The following is a 13,814-nucleotide window of genomic DNA, read 5'->3' as shown; positions in this document are numbered from 1 at the left end:
CGCATGATCGTCTCGCCGCTCGTCCTCCCCGTCGATGCCCCCCACTGCGAACTGTGGCGCATCGACCTGGACCAGCACGTCCCCGCCGCCGCCCTGGCCAAGCTCTCGGCCGACGAAGCGGCGCGGGCCCGCCGCTTCGTCTTCGAGCGTGACCGGCATCGCTTCATCGCCGCCCATGCCGCACTGCGGCAGTTGCTGGGGCAGCACAGCGGCCAGGCCGGCGAAAGGCTGCGTTTCGTGGCCGGTCGCTTCGGCAAGCCGGCGCTGGCGTCGGCCGACCTGCACTTCAACCTCAGCCACAGCCACGGCACTGGTCTGGTCGCGCTGTCGACCCGCGACGAACTGGGTGTGGATGTGGAGGTCCTTCGGCCGATGCCCGACGCGCTCGCGTTGGCCGCCGCCTATTTCTCGCCCGCCGAGGAGGCCGCGCTCGCGGCCTGCCCGACGGCACAGCGCGATCGCGCCTTCTTCGTCTGCTGGACCCGCAAGGAGGCCTGCCTCAAGGCGGTCGGCATCGGGCTGGACCTGGCCACCAACGGCTTCGACGTCGGCGTCGCGCCGGTCGCCCAGACCGTCACCCTCACCACGCCCGACGGCGTCGAGCAGTTGCGCCTGCAGTCCTTCGAGGACGGCGACGACACGATCGGCGCCCTGGCACTGCGCCTGCCGCGCTGCGCACCGCACACGACGGACGTTAGTGCGAGCGCCGCCGCGCCCCTGGAATTCACCGCATGACCCCCCTGATGTTCGGCCTGCCCTCGCGGCGGCTCTTCGGTCTTTTCCACGCGGCGGAAGGTGCGCGTGCGAGCGACACGGCCGTGCTGCTGTGCCCGCCCATGGGCCATGAGGCCCTGCGCAGCCACCGCTTCTACCGCCTGCTCGCGCTGCGCCTGTCGCGCCGCGGCGTGCCGGTGCTGCGCTTCGACCCCTACGGCACGGGCGACTCCCCCGGCGACGACGAGGACGGCGACCTGGAGGGCTGGCGCCGCGACATCGGCGAGGCCCACCGCGAACTGATCGCCCGTTCCGGCGCAGCGCGCATCGTGTGGTTCGGCGCCCGCATCGGTGCCACGCTGGCGCTGCAGGCCGCCGCCTCCGCCAGCCCGCGCATCGCCCGGCTGGTGCTGTGGGAACCGGTGCTGGAAGGCCGCAGCTACCTGCAGGACCTGCGCGAAAAACACGTGGCCGAACTGGAACTGAGCCACTCCATTCCCGACGCCGGATGGCGCCGCAGCCTGCGCAAGGACCCCGAGGCCTTCAGCGGCGAGGCCTTCGGCTTCGGCATCTCCGAATTGCTGCGCCGCCAGATCGCGGCGCTCACGCCCGACAGCCTTCAGCTGGGCACCGGCACCGAACTCGTGGTGATCGCCAAACCCGACGACACGACCACGCGCCAGTGGGTCACGGCGCAGACACAAGACCGCAGCGCACGCCATGTGCTATTGCCGCATACCATGATATGGACGAGCAATCCCCACCCCAATAATGAGATGGTGCCTGCAGAGGCGTTGCAACGCGTGATGGCAGAAATCCATGAATGACTACACCGAGACACCCGTTCTGTTCGGCCCCGGCGAGGGTCTGTTCGGCATGCTCAGCCAGCCTCAGGCCGGCCGCACCGACGTGGCATGCCTGGTGCTCAACACCGGCGTGAACCACCGCATCGGGCCGCACCGCATCAACGTGAAGACGGCGCGCCGGTTGGCCAGCGCCGGCATCCCGACGCTGCGCTTCGACCTCTCGGGCATCGGCGACAGCGTGGCCGCACAGAGCCGCAATGCCTTCCGCGCGCAGGCCGTGGAAGACATGAAGGCCGCCATGGACTTTCTGGGCGAGCGCTACGGCGTGCGCCGCTTCCTGGTGTTCGGCATCTGCTCGGGCGCCGAGAACGCCATGGCGGTGGCGCTGGCCGATCCGCGCATCACCGGCATGCTGGCCTTCGACGGCGAGATGTATCTCACGCCCGGCGTGCGCCTGGAACGCAAGCTGCGCCGGCTGGCCGCCTTTCCCTTCAACCCTGCAGTGCGCGCGAGCTACTTCTGGTGGCGCGACCTGACCGACTGGATGGGCGCGGGCGACGCTGCCGCCCGCGAACGGACGATGGCGCGCCTGGCCTCGCTGCGGCCGAGCCGCACGCCGGCCGTCGAGCAGGGCAGCATCTTCGGCAGCGCCGAGGCGCCGGCGGTCGATGCTGCCGAGTATGAACGCCGCCTGCTCTCGCTGGCCGATCGCGGCGTGGAGGTGTCCCTGATGTACTCGGTCACCTACAACTCGACCGACCGCAACCACGGCATGCTGAGCCAGCTGCGCGGCTCGCGGCTGTTCGACCGGGTGAAGTACCGCTTCTGGCCCGACATCGACCACACCGCGACCACCCGGGTCATGCAGGCCAAGCTGCTCGACGCTGTCGAGGAATGGGCCCGCATCGCCGCCTTCGGGACCAGCACCCGCCCATCCCTGCCCGGGGCCAGCGTGGGCACGAACGCGGCGACGGCCCGCCAGCCCGCCGGCCAGGCATCGGTCACGGCCTGAGCTGCACGGCGCAGCCCAGGGGCTCGGGTGCGATCAGGCCCGAGGGGGCCGGCCGCTAAAATCGGTCGCTCCACAGCCTCTGGATATACCCCATGAACCGCTGCCACCGCATTGCCGCCCCCGCCCTTTGGTCCTTCTTCTGCCTGGTCGCCCTGGTGGGGGCCTTTGCCTGGGCACCGCCCGTGTCGGCCCAGACGCTGGAGGCGCCGGTGCAGAACGAGGCCGCCGCCGGCGGCCGCAATTTCCCCGAAGGCACGCTGCGGGGGCAGTTCATGGTGGTTGCCGCACCCGAGATCGTGCTCGACGGCCGGGCCGATCGCCTGTCGCCCGGCGCCCGCATCCGCAGCGCCGAGAACATGGTGGTGACCACGGGCGCCATCACCGGGCAGAACCTGCTGGTGAATTACACGCGCGACCCGGCCGGCCTGGTGCGCGAGGTCTGGGTGCTCACTCCCACCGAGGCGAGCGTGAAGCGCGCCTCGGTCGGTCGACCCTTCCTCAACTTCTGGCCTTTCGTCGCCGCCAGCGGCGCGACCGACGACGGCAAGACGCCGTTCAACCAGTTGCCCACCTTCGGGCAGTGACGCCGGCGGCGACTGCCGCATCCGCCTCTTTCGTTCGGCGCTTCATCGAGCGCCTGCACCGCTTCTTCCGGTGGTTTCCCTCTCTTTTCCCCACGCCATGAGCAAAAAAGTCTTTATCAAAACCTTCGGCTGCCAGATGAACGAGTACGACTCGGACAAGATGGCCGACGTGCTGAATGCCGCGCAGGGCTACGAGCCCACGCAGGACGTCGAGGAGGCCGACCTCATCCTCTTCAACACCTGCTCGGTGCGCGAGAAGGCACAGGAAAAGGTCTTCAGCGACCTCGGCCGCATCAAGCACCTGAAGGCCCGCGGCGTGAAGATCGGCGTGGGCGGCTGCGTGGCCAGCCAGGAAGGCGCGGCCATCATCGCGCGCGCGCCCTACGTCGATGTGGTGTTCGGCCCGCAGACGCTGCACCGCCTGCCCGAGATGCTGGCCCAGCGCGACATCCAGGATCGCCCCCAGGTCGACATCAGCTTCCCCGAGATCGAGAAGTTCGATCACCTGCCGCCGGCACGGGTCGACGGCGCGACCGCCTTCGTCTCGATCATGGAAGGCTGCTCCAAGTACTGCAGCTACTGCGTGGTGCCCTACACCCGCGGCGAGGAAGTCAACCGCCCGCTCGACGACGTGCTGGTCGAGGTCGCCGGCCTGGCCGATCAGGGCGTGCGCGAGGTCACGCTGCTGGGGCAGAACGTGAACGCCTACCGCGGCGCGATGGGCGGCACGAGCGAGATCGCCGACTTTGCGCTCTTGATCGAGTACATCGCCGAGATCCCGGGCATCGAGCGCATCCGCTACACCACCAGCCACCCGAACGAGTTCACACCGCGCCTCATCGAGGCCTATGCCAAGGTGCCGAAACTGGTGAGCCACCTGCACCTGCCGGTGCAGCACGGCAGCGACCGCATCCTGATGGCGATGAAGCGCGGCTACACCGCGATGGAATACAAGAGCACGGTGCGCAAGCTGCGCGCCATCCGGCCCGAGCTCGCGCTCAGCAGCGACTTCATCGTCGGCTTCCCCGGCGAGACCGACGAGGACTTCGCCAAGATGATGAAGCTGATCGAGGACTGCCGCTTCGATTCGAGCTTCAGCTTCATCTTCAGCCCGCGCCCCGGCACGCCCGCCGCCGCGCTGCACGACGACACGCCGCACGCGGTGAAGCTGGCGCGCCTGCAGCAGGTGCAGGCCGCCATCGACGTCAACGTCCAGCGATTCGGCCAGGCGCTGGTCGACACTACGCAACGCGTGCTGGTGGAAGGCGCATCGCGCAAAAACGCGAGCGAGCTGATGGGCCGCACCGCCTGCAACCGCGTCGTCAACTTCGAAGGCGACGCGCGGCTGGTCGGCCAGATGATCGACCTGCGCATCACCCGTTCGCTGGCCTACACGCTGCGCGGCGAAGTGCCCGTGCGCGACGTCGACACCCCCAGCGTCGCGCCGGCCACCGCCGCGATCGCCGTCTGATGGCGAAGCTCACGACGGCGCGCGGCTCCTTCCAGCAACTGCTGCTTTTCGCCTTTCTTCTGATCACCGCCCTGCTGGTGGGCGTGGCACTGCGCGCGGTGTTCCAGTACGACGCGCTGATGACGCAGAGCCGCGACGCGGCCACCCGCGCGCTCACGCTCTCGGGCGCCGCGCAGTCGCTGGCCGAGCGCAGCGCCGCGATGGAGCGGGCCGGCCGCCAGTCGCTCGTGCTCAACGACGCGGTGCTGCGCCGGCGCTTCGACGACGCTGCCCGCGACGCGCAGAACGTGCTGACCCGGCTGGCCGACAACGGCGTGCAGCGCACGTCCATCGACGCCTGGCGCATGCAGCTGGACGCGATGGAGCGGCTGCTGGTCGGCCCCGCCGACACCGCCCTCGCGCGCGAGACCACGCTCGCGATGCAGTTCCGCGACCTCGACGCCGTGAACACCGACATCGCCCAGCAGGCGCAGACGCAGATCGAGGCGCAGAACACCGCGCTCTCGACCCGCCTCGAAGACGCCCGCACGCGCCTGATGCGCGAGGTGCTGGCCGCCAGCGCGCTGGCGGTGGCGCTGGCGCTGGCCTTCGGCGTGTGGCTGGCACGGCCCTTCAAGCGGCTGCAGCGCGCCATCGTCGGCCTGGGCGAGAACCGGCTCGACGTGCCGATCGACATCCGCGGCCCGGCCGACGTGCGGCGCGTGTCGCAGCAGCTCGAATGGCTGCGGCTTCGTCTGACAGAACTCGATGCCGACAAGGCACGCTTCCTGCGTCACGTGTCGCATGAACTCAAGACGCCGCTGGCGGCCCTGCGCGAGGGCATCTCGCTGCTGGAAGACGGCGTGACCGGCGCGCTCAACCCGGCGCAGCGCGAGGTCGCGCAGATCCTGCAGCAGAACGCCATCTCGCTGCAGAGCCAGATCGAGGCGCTGCTGCGCTTCAACGCCGCCGCCTTCGAGGCGCGCGACCTGCACCGCCAGCGCACGGCCCTGCTGCCGCTGATCGAGGAGCAGGTCGAGGCGCAGCGCCTGCAATGGCAGGCGCACGGGCTGCAGGTGCAGGTCGAGGGCGAGCCGCTGTCGATCACGGTCGACCCGGCCAAGCTGGGCACGGCGCTGGCCAACCTGCTGTCCAATGCGATCCGCTTCTCCGAACGGGGCGGCGTCATCCGCTTCGACGTGTCCGGCACGTCGGACACCGCGCGCATCGACATCTCCGACGCCGGCCCCGGCATCGCCGAGGGCGACCGCGATCGCGTCTTCGAGCCCTTCTTCCGCGGGGAACGCCAACCAGAGCATGCGGTCAAAGGCACAGGCATCGGCCTGTCGATCGTGCAGGAGTACATTGCTGCACATGGTGGCCACGTCACGCTGCTGCCAGACGGCCCCGGGGCGCGATTCCGCATCGAGCTCCCGCGCTCCGCCTGAGCCTCGCCCTCTCCGCGCCATCCCCGCCCCTTCTCGCCCTTCTCGCCTCGAACACCTCGCGTCCCACGCTGTCCCGCACCATGTCTTTTTCGTTCGCCCGCTGTCCGGCCCTTGCCTCGGCGCTCGCCCTGTCGTCGCTGACCCTGCTGGGCGCCTGCACCACGCCGCCGCCCGCGCCGACGCCGCCGCCGCCTCCGGCGCCCGTGCCGGCACCACCCCCGCCGCCCGTGGTGCGCGTGACCCCGGTGGAAGCCGAACCGATCGCCCTAGCGACCCAGCCGGCGCTGGCCTTCTCGTTGCGCGGCGCCACGCCGGCCGAAGCCGTCCTCACCTACGCCGACCGCCTGCGCTCGCTCAACGCCAATGAGCTGGCCGCCGAGGTGGCGCGGCTGGGCGACCCAGGCGACGCGCCACTGGTACAGATGCAGGTGGCCCTGGTGCTGGCGCAGACGCGCGCACCGGCCGACCTGGCGCGTTCTCTCGGGCTGCTGCAGCGGGTGATTTCGAACCCGACGGCCGATGCGCAACCGCTGCAGCCGCTGGCGCGCCTCCTGGCCGCGCGCTTTCTGGAGCAACGCAAGGTCGAGGACGACCGCGACCGCCAGGCCCAGCAGGCGCGCGACGCCCAGCGTCGCATCGACCAGCTGAACGACCGGATCGAAGCGCTGCGCGCCATCGAGCGCAGCTTCGCCCGGCCCAATGCGCCCGCACCAAGCAACGGCAGCAAGCCTGCCACGCCCTGAGCGGCGCACGAAGGACCGTCCATGAGTGAAGCCCCCTCTTCCGCCAAAGCCACCGGCGCCCGCCTGTTGGTGGTCGACGACGATCCGGACATGCTGCGCCTGCTGTCGATGCGGCTGAACTCGGCCGGTTACCAGGTGACGGCCGTGACCTCGGCGGAGTCGGCACTGACGCAGCTCGAGATCGAGCACCCGCAACTGGTGCTGAGCGATGTGCGCCTGCCCGGCCGCGACGGGCTCGCGCTGTTCGACGAGATCCGCAAGGACCACCCGACGCTGCCGGTGATCTTGCTGACCGCGCACGGCACCATCCCCGATGCGGTCGAGGCGACGGCGCGCGGCGTCTTCACCTACCTGACCAAGCCCTACGACGCGCGCGAATTGCTCGAGAAGATCAGCCAGGCGCTGGCCATGGGCTCACCCGTCACCACACCCAGCACCGGCAGCGACGAGAGCTGGCGCTCCGAGATCGTCAGCCGCAGCAGCCGCATGGCCGAATTGCTAGCCGAAGCACGCATGGTCGCGAAGTCGGACGCGTCCGTGCTGCTGCGCGGCGACAGCGGCGCCGGCAAGGAACTGCTGGCCCGCGCCATCCACAAGGCGAGCGCGCGCGCCGAAAAGCCCTTCGTGGCGGTCAATTGCGGGGCGATCCCCGAGGCGCTGCTCGAGTCGGAGCTGTTCGGCCACATGAAGGGCGCCTTCACCGACGCCCATGCCAACCACAAGGGGCTGTTCCAGCAGGCCGACGGCGGCACGCTGCTGCTCGACGAGATCGGCGACATGCCGCCCGCCCTGCAGGTCAAGCTGCTGCGCGTGCTGCAGGAGCGCGCGGTGCGGCCGGTCGGCGCTGCCCAGTCGATCGCGGTCGACGTGCGCATCGTCTCGGCCACCCACCGCGACCTGGACGCTGCCATGGAAGCGGGCCAGTTCCGAGAAGACCTGTACTACCGCCTCAACGTGGTGACGCTCACGCTGCCGCCGCTGTCGGCCCGGCGCGAGGACATTCCGCTGCTGGCCAACCACTTCCTGCAGCGCCTGTCGACCAAGTACGGCAAGCGGCTGTCGGGTTTCGCGCCGGAGGCGATCAAGGCGCTCACCACGGCCTCCTGGCCGGGCAACGTGCGGCAGCTGTTCAACGTGGTCGAGCAGGTCTGCGCGCTGTCGAGCTCGCCGCTGATCCCGCTGGCGCTGGTGCAGCGGGCGCTGCGCGTGCCGAGCGTCGAAGTGCAGACCTATGCCGACGCCAAGCAGCGCTTTGAGCGCGACTACCTGGTCGGCCTGCTCAAGCTCACCGACGGCAACGTGGCCGACGCCGCGCGCTTGGCGGACCGCAACCGGACCGAGTTCTATCGGCTGCTGCAGAAGCACGAATTGACCCCCGGCCACTTCAAGGCCGATGGGCCGTCGTCGCCTTCCGGCGAAGCTGTCGCTGAGGAGCGACGCAAGTAAGTCGTTGATTTCATTGAGTTTTGTCGCCGGAGCCTTCGAGTTTGTCGGGGTTCGGCGACAAAAACAGGGGTTTTCCCGCCCCTTCGGGTGTCCGCCCCGGAATTTCACCTGAATTCTCCAGCTAAGCCTTTGATTTAAAAGCGCTTTTCCCTGCTGGCACGGCGATTGCCCTTGTAGAGGCATGACCGCCTCTTCCAACCCTTCTTTTGCACTGCGTCCGCAGCGTGATGGCTTGCGTTCCACGCAGGTTCTCCTCTCGCGTCCCCGTGCCGCCAGCCCCCTGGCGGCTGGATCCGACGGATTGGGCGGCGCAGCCCCCGACTGCGTCTTCAAGCGCTTTCCAGCGATTGGCGACACCCCCTCTTCCCTTCAAAAGCAACGTTGGTGAGCCGCACATGAAACCAAACGATTTCTCCCAGATGAAGGTTTTGACCCCCGCCGACCTCGGCCCTCTCAGCCAGCCACGCAGCGCGTTTCGCGAGGACCGCCACCCGAACGCCCTGACCGCACCGCCGATCAACCGCGGCTCGATGGCGCCCCGCCCCTGGCGCGGTTTCTGGAACAGCATCGGCACCGCCATGCTGGTGAAGCTCGGCGCCGGTGGCAAGACCGCCCACGAGCAAGCCGTCGAACTCGGTCCGGAACAACCGTGGCAACGCGCCGCCAAGCAGCGTCGCCTGGCCTTCATGCTGCTGGCCTTGTTCAGCACCGTGATCGCCTCGATCCTGTTCGCCGGCGTGCAACCCGACTACGACAACGTCTGGCTCGAATACGGCCAGATCGGCCTGTACGGCCTGCTGTCCGGCTGGGTCGTCACCGGCTTCGTGACCGCGCTGATGGGCTTCTACGTCTCCGTGCGCGGTGACAAGCACGCGCTGTCCGTCAAGCAGGTGGCCGACCACCCGATGAACCCGGAAGCACGCACCGCGATCATCATGCCGATCTGCAACGAGGACGTGGCCACGGTGTTCGCCGGCCTGCGTGCCACCTGCGAATCGGTCGCCGCCACCGGCCATTCGAAGCAGTTCGACGTGTTCGTGCTGTCGGACAGCTATGACGCCGAGACCGCCAAGGCCGAACGCGCCGCCTGGGAAGACCTGCGCGCCGCCCTGGCCGAGAGCCCGAACCAGCCGCAGGTCGAGGTCTACTACCGCCTGCGCACCCGCCGCACGCACCGCAAGGCCGGCAACGTGGCCGACTTCTGCCGCCGCTGGGGCAACGACTACAAGTACATGGTCGTGCTCGACGCCGACTCGGTGATGAGCGGCGACTGCCTGACCGCGATGGTCAAGCTGATGGAAGCCAACCCGACGGCCGGCGTGATCCAGACCGCGACGCAGGCCATCGGCCACGTCACGCTGCACGCCCGTGCCCAACAATTCGCTTCCCGCGTGACGGGCCGCCTGTTCACGCTGGGCATGCAGTTCTGGCAACTGGGCGAATCGCACTACTGGGGCCACAACGCCATCATCCGCGTCAAGCCCTTCATGGACCACTGCGCGCTGGCACCGATCGCCGGCACCGGTGGCATGTCGGGCGGCATCATGTCGCACGACTTCGTCGAAGCGGCCCTGATGCGCCGCGCCGGCTACCACGTGTGGCTGGTGTCCGACCTGGTCGGCAGCTACGAGCAACAACCGCCGGACCTGCTGTCCGAACTGCAGCGCGACCGCCGCTGGTGCCAGGGCAACCTGCAGAACGCCCGCCTGATGGCCGAGCCCGGCATCCACCCGGTGCACCGTGCGATGTTCGTGACCGGCACCATGGCCTACGTTTCGGCCCCGCTGTGGCTGGCCTTCCTGACGCTGGGCACCGCCCTGTGGCTGTCGGGTTCGAGCCTGATTTCGAGCTGGCATGTGCTGCCCGGCGAACTGGCCGCCCTGTGGGCCTGGACGCTGAGCCTGCTGTTCCTGCCGCGCGTGCTGGGCATCGCCGCCGTGCTGATGCGCGGCGAGCAACGCCAGTTCGGCGGCCTGGGTGGCCTGCTCAAGAGCTCGGTGCTGGAAAGCGCCCTGGCCATCGTGCAAGCCCCGGTCCGCATGCTGGCGCACTCGCTGTTCGTCGTCGTCGCCCTCACCGGCGTCAAGCTGAACTGGAAGTCGCCTCCCCGTGAAGCCGCCGCCGTGCCGTGGCGCATCGCCTTCTCGCAGCTGGCACCGATGACCGCGATCATCGCCGTGCTGGCCGTCGGTATCGCGCTGATCGACCCGAGCGCGCTGATCTGGCTGATGCCCGTGGGCCTGCCGCTGCTGCTGGCGATCCCGCTGACCGTGCTGACCAGCCAGATCGCGCTGGGCACCACGCTGCGCGACCGCGGCTGGCTGCTGATCCCCGAGGAATCGCGTTCGCCGGCCGTCCTGCGCCGCGCCTGGATGCATGCGCTGAAGCTGGCGCGCCCGGCGCTCGCGACGGCCTGAGCGTCTTACACGCCTCTCGAACCAAGCCGGCCATCGTGCCGGCTTTTTTCATGGTGCTCGTCAGCTGACGGCGTACGGGAACCGGGTCGCGAGTCCGCCACTGAGCGCCTCGAGCAGGCCCGTGATCTCGGCGCTGCGCGACTCGGCCGGCACGTCTGCGTCGTCTTCGACCTGCGCCATGAGATCCGCCAGTTGGAGCCACTGGTGGAAGCCAAGGTGCATCGGCTTCGCGGTGGCTTCCGGCCCTTCGTCATGATCGAGAAACGCGATGTCCGAGCGCCCGCCATCGGCCTGGCGCGTCAGCCATGCGTCACCGGTACCCGAGACGGCGAAGAGCCACCAATCGACACCCAGCGCAATGCGTGGGACCTCCCGAAGGGCGTTCTCTCCCGGCAGATCGGCGAGGCCCAGGAACTGGAAGTCCCCCGCTATTTCGCACGGCCCGAGCCGCCGGAGAACATCCAGGTAGTTCTGCGGTGCCACGGTGCGAAGCTGAACGAGCAGGGAGCCAGGGATGGCCGCACGCTGCGGATGGCGCGCGGTCAGATCCTCGATGATCCGTTCGACTTCTCGGATGCGAAGATCCTTGGACATTGCAACCCGTATGGATGGCGCGCTACGGCATCGGGCGGGCTACCACGGCGCAACTGTTTCAGAACGGCAGCTTCGGCCCGCCCATGCCCGGCATCCCCTTCATGCCGCCCATCTTCTTCATCATCTTCATCAGGCCGCCGCCCTTCATCTTCTTCATCATGGTCTGCATCTGCTCGAACTCGTTGAGCATGCGGTTGACCTCCTGAACCTGCACGCCGGCACCGGCGGCGATGCGGCGCTTGCGGGTGGCCTTGAGCAGTTCGGGCTTGCGTCGCTCCAGCGGGGTCATGCTCTGGATGATCCCTTCCTTGCGGCGGATGTCGCGTTCGGCGCGGGTCATGTCGGCCTCGGTCGCCTTGGCGGCCATCTGCTGCGGCAGCTTGTCCATCAGGCTGGAGAGGCCGCCCATCTGCTTCATCTGCTGCAGCTGGCCGAGGAAGTCGTTGAGGTCGAAGCCGGCGCCGCTCTTGACCTTGGCGGCAAGCTTCTGGGCCGCGGCGACGTCGACGCCGGCCGTGACCTGCTCGACCAGCGCAACGATGTCGCCCATGCCCAGGATGCGGCCGGCGTGGCGTTCGGCATCGAACACTTCGAGCCCGTCGATCTTCTCGCTGGTGCCGGCGAACTTGATCGGCACGCCGGTGATCTGCCGCACCGACAGTGCCGCGCCACCGCGCGAGTCGCCATCGGTCTTGGTCAGGATGATGCCGGTGAGCGGCAGTGCGTCCTTGAAGGCCTTGGCGGTGTTCACCGCGTCCTGGCCCTGCATGGCGTCGACCACGAACAGCGTCTCGACCGGGTTGAGCTCGGCGTGCAGCGCCTTGATCTCGTCCATCAGCACTTCGTCGATGGCCAGGCGGCCGGCGGTGTCGACCAGCAGCACGTCGAAGAAGTGCCGGCGCGCATGGTCGATGGCGGCGCGCGCGATGTCGATCGGCTTCTGGTCGGCCGAGCTCGGGAACCACTCGGCGCCGGCCTGCTTGGTCACCGTCTTCAACTGTTCGATGGCGGCGGGCCGGTAGACGTCGCCCGACACGGTCAGCACCTTCTTCTTGCGTTTCTCGATCAGGTGCTTGGCCAGCTTGGCGGTGGTCGTGGTCTTGCCGGCGCCCTGCAGGCCGGCCATGAGGATGACGGCCGGCGGCTGCGCTGCCAGGTTGATGTCGGAAATGCCCTCGCCCATGGTGGCGGCGAGTTCGCGGTTGACGATGCCGACCAGCGCCTGGCCGGGCTTGAGCGAGCCGAGCACTTCCTGGCCGAGCGCCTTCTCTTTCACGCGCGCGACGAAATCGCGCACCACGGGCAGGGCCACGTCGGCCTCGAGCAGCGCCATGCGCACCTCGCGCAGCATGTCCTGCACGTTGGCTTCGGTGATGCGGGCCTGCCCGCTCATCGTCTTGACGAGCCGGGAGAATTTTTCGGTGAGCGCGGTGGCCATGGAAGGTGCCTTGTGGCCCGCAGGCGCGGGCGCTATGAATTGGGGGCGAAACGCCGGGGCGGCGTTGCGACGTGCGACGAGCGCTGCGGGCCAGCCCTTATCATCGCCGCATGATTTTAGCGAGCCCCTCCCCACTCGGCGTGGCACTGGGCATCGCCACTGCCGGTGCCTATGCCTTGACGGCCGCCGCGGCCCCCCGATTGAACCGACAAGCCACCCAATCCGCACTGGGCCTGGCCTGGCTGCTTCATGCACTGGCGCTGGGCGTCGGGCTGATCAGCGCCATGCCGCGCTTTGGCTTCGCGCCGGCGCTGTCGGTCATGGCGTGGCTCGTGCTCACGGTGTATGCCGTTGAAAGCCGCATGTTCCCGCAGCTCACCGTGCGCCGCACCCTGGCCGGGCTGGGCGCGCTGGCCGTGCTGCTGGCCGTGCTGTTCCCGGGCACGCCGCTGCATGTGTCGGCCTCGCCCTGGCTGCCGCTGCACCTGGCGCTGGGCATCGCGTCGTACGGCCTGTTCGGCGCGGCGGTGGTGCATGCCTGGCTCACGACCCGCGCCGAGAAGCAGATCCGCCTGGCGACCGAGCCGGAAGCCAGCGTGCCGCTGCTCACCCTGGAGCGCCTGACCTTCCGCTTCGTGAGCGCCGGCTTCGTGCTGCTGTCGGCCACGTTGCTGGCCGGCCTGCTCTTCAGCGAGACGCTTTACGGCGCCGCCGGACAGGTCTGGAAGTGGGACCACAAGACGCTGTTCTCGGTGCTGGCCTGGCTGACCTTCGCGGTGCTCCTGATCGGCCGCGCCCGCTTCGGCTGGCGCGGCCGCACCGCACGGCGCGTGCTGTACGCGGGCGCCGCGCTCCTGCTGCTGGCTTACGTCGGCTCGCGCTTCGTGCTCGAAGTGCTGCTGGCACGAGGCGCCGCATGAAGTACCTGCTGGTCCTCTTCGTGGTGGCGGTCGGTATCTGGCTCTGGCGCAAGAACAGACAAGACGAGATACGCGAACGCGCCGCAGCGCCGAAGCGTTCAGCGCCGCCCGCGGTCGGGGCGCCGCAGGCGATGGTGCGCTGCGCCCACTGCGGCCTGCATCTGCCGGCGACCGACGCCCTGCCAGGACCGGGCGGTGCGCTGTACTGCAGCGCGGCACATCGGCGCGTGGCCGAAGGCTGA

Annotated in this window: 13 protein-coding genes; 11 read left to right on the top strand and 2 right to left on the bottom strand. The window is 69.1% G+C overall.

Annotated features, from left to right (window positions below):
• Positions 1-3: 3 nt before the first annotated feature.
• The 9 genes from QTH86_RS22100 (at position 4) to mdoH (ending at position 10,620) form a co-directional block, all read left to right on the top strand.
• Positions 4-735 carry a 4'-phosphopantetheinyl transferase family protein gene (locus tag QTH86_RS22100; protein WP_286648416.1) on the top strand — a complete coding sequence of 244 codons (732 nt, stop codon included), beginning with the start codon at positions 4-6 and terminating at the stop codon, positions 733-735.
• Positions 732-1,541 carry an alpha/beta fold hydrolase gene (locus QTH86_RS22095; RefSeq protein WP_286648297.1) on the top strand — a complete coding sequence of 270 codons (810 nt, stop codon included), beginning with the start codon at positions 732-734 and terminating at the stop codon, positions 1,539-1,541. Before QTH86_RS22100 ends, QTH86_RS22095 begins: the two co-directional genes overlap by 4 nt.
• Complete coding sequence (locus QTH86_RS22090; protein ID WP_286648296.1) at positions 1,534-2,532, top strand: serine aminopeptidase domain-containing protein; 999 nt, start codon at positions 1,534-1,536, stop codon at positions 2,530-2,532. Before QTH86_RS22095 ends, QTH86_RS22090 begins: the two co-directional genes overlap by 8 nt.
• Before the next feature lie 92 nt (positions 2,533-2,624).
• Entirely contained in the window at positions 2,625-3,116 is a 492-nt protein-coding gene (locus tag QTH86_RS22085) for a hypothetical protein (RefSeq protein ID WP_286648295.1), read from the top strand.
• A 97-nt stretch (positions 3,117-3,213) separates the two neighbouring features.
• Positions 3,214-4,587 (top strand): tRNA (N6-isopentenyl adenosine(37)-C2)-methylthiotransferase MiaB, encoded by a 1,374-nt coding sequence (gene miaB, locus QTH86_RS22080; protein WP_286648294.1) that lies wholly within the window; start codon positions 3,214-3,216, stop codon positions 4,585-4,587.
• Positions 4,587-6,014, top strand: a complete 1,428-nt coding sequence (locus QTH86_RS22075; RefSeq protein WP_286648293.1) for a sensor histidine kinase — start codon at positions 4,587-4,589, stop codon at positions 6,012-6,014. Before miaB ends, QTH86_RS22075 begins: the two co-directional genes overlap by 1 nt.
• A gap of 80 nt (positions 6,015-6,094) precedes the next feature.
• On the top strand, positions 6,095-6,757 hold the full coding sequence (locus tag QTH86_RS22070; protein WP_286648292.1) for a hypothetical protein: 663 nt from the start codon (positions 6,095-6,097) through the stop codon (positions 6,755-6,757).
• Between the two features lie 21 nt (positions 6,758-6,778).
• Positions 6,779-8,203 carry a sigma 54-interacting transcriptional regulator gene (locus QTH86_RS22065; RefSeq protein WP_286648291.1) on the top strand — a complete coding sequence of 475 codons (1,425 nt, stop codon included), beginning with the start codon at positions 6,779-6,781 and terminating at the stop codon, positions 8,201-8,203.
• A gap of 419 nt (positions 8,204-8,622) precedes the next feature.
• Entirely contained in the window at positions 8,623-10,620 is a 1,998-nt protein-coding gene (gene mdoH / locus QTH86_RS22060) for a glucans biosynthesis glucosyltransferase MdoH (RefSeq protein WP_286648290.1), read from the top strand.
• A gap of 60 nt (positions 10,621-10,680) precedes the next feature.
• Here mdoH and QTH86_RS22055 read toward each other — a convergent pair whose 3' ends face one another.
• Positions 10,681-11,214, bottom strand: coding sequence for a hypothetical protein (locus QTH86_RS22055; protein WP_286648289.1), 534 nt, complete (start codon positions 11,212-11,214; stop codon positions 10,681-10,683).
• 58 nt (positions 11,215-11,272) lie between these two features.
• The gene (gene ffh / locus QTH86_RS22050) at positions 11,273-12,652 is read right to left on the bottom strand and encodes a signal recognition particle protein (RefSeq protein ID WP_286648288.1); all 1,380 of its coding nucleotides are present in this window, start codon (positions 12,650-12,652) and stop codon (positions 11,273-11,275) included.
• Between the two features lie 110 nt (positions 12,653-12,762).
• Between ffh and QTH86_RS22045 the strand changes: the two genes are divergently transcribed.
• Complete coding sequence (locus QTH86_RS22045; RefSeq protein WP_286648287.1) at positions 12,763-13,572, top strand: cytochrome C assembly family protein; 810 nt, start codon at positions 12,763-12,765, stop codon at positions 13,570-13,572.
• Positions 13,569-13,814, top strand: a complete 246-nt coding sequence (locus QTH86_RS22040) for a PP0621 family protein (RefSeq protein WP_286648286.1) — start codon at positions 13,569-13,571, stop codon at positions 13,812-13,814. The genes QTH86_RS22045 and QTH86_RS22040 overlap by 4 nt, the downstream gene beginning before the upstream one ends.

It is taken from the genome of Variovorax sp. J2L1-78 (genome assembly GCF_030317205.1).
Lineage (GTDB): Bacteria > Pseudomonadota > Gammaproteobacteria > Burkholderiales > Burkholderiaceae_C > Variovorax > Variovorax arabinosiphilus.
The sequence above is the reverse complement of the archived record's forward strand: the minus strand, read 5'-3'. Positions and strand labels throughout refer to the sequence as shown.

What these genes read in the sequence shown, in the direction of transcription:
- mdoH (WP_286648290.1), top strand. Translation starts at nt 8,623, where the DNA reads ATGAAGGTTTTGACCCCCGCCGACCTCGGCCCTCTCAGCCAGCCACGC.
- QTH86_RS22070 (WP_286648292.1), top strand. Translation starts at nt 6,095, where the DNA reads ATGTCTTTTTCGTTCGCCCGCTGTCCGGCCCTTGCCTCGGCGCTCGCC.
- ffh (WP_286648288.1), bottom strand. Translation starts at nt 12,652, where the DNA reads ATGGCCACCGCGCTCACCGAAAAATTCTCCCGGCTCGTCAAGACGATG.
- QTH86_RS22055 (WP_286648289.1), bottom strand. Translation starts at nt 11,214, where the DNA reads ATGTCCAAGGATCTTCGCATCCGAGAAGTCGAACGGATCATCGAGGAT.
- QTH86_RS22100 (WP_286648416.1), top strand. Translation starts at nt 4, where the DNA reads ATGATCGTCTCGCCGCTCGTCCTCCCCGTCGATGCCCCCCACTGCGAA.
- QTH86_RS22040 (WP_286648286.1), top strand. Translation starts at nt 13,569, where the DNA reads ATGAAGTACCTGCTGGTCCTCTTCGTGGTGGCGGTCGGTATCTGGCTC.
- QTH86_RS22065 (WP_286648291.1), top strand. Translation starts at nt 6,779, where the DNA reads ATGAGTGAAGCCCCCTCTTCCGCCAAAGCCACCGGCGCCCGCCTGTTG.
- QTH86_RS22075 (WP_286648293.1), top strand. Translation starts at nt 4,587, where the DNA reads ATGGCGAAGCTCACGACGGCGCGCGGCTCCTTCCAGCAACTGCTGCTT.
- QTH86_RS22090 (WP_286648296.1), top strand. Translation starts at nt 1,534, where the DNA reads ATGAATGACTACACCGAGACACCCGTTCTGTTCGGCCCCGGCGAGGGT.
- QTH86_RS22095 (WP_286648297.1), top strand. Translation starts at nt 732, where the DNA reads ATGACCCCCCTGATGTTCGGCCTGCCCTCGCGGCGGCTCTTCGGTCTT.
- miaB (WP_286648294.1), top strand. Translation starts at nt 3,214, where the DNA reads ATGAGCAAAAAAGTCTTTATCAAAACCTTCGGCTGCCAGATGAACGAG.
- QTH86_RS22045 (WP_286648287.1), top strand. Translation starts at nt 12,763, where the DNA reads ATGATTTTAGCGAGCCCCTCCCCACTCGGCGTGGCACTGGGCATCGCC.
- QTH86_RS22085 (WP_286648295.1), top strand. Translation starts at nt 2,625, where the DNA reads ATGAACCGCTGCCACCGCATTGCCGCCCCCGCCCTTTGGTCCTTCTTC.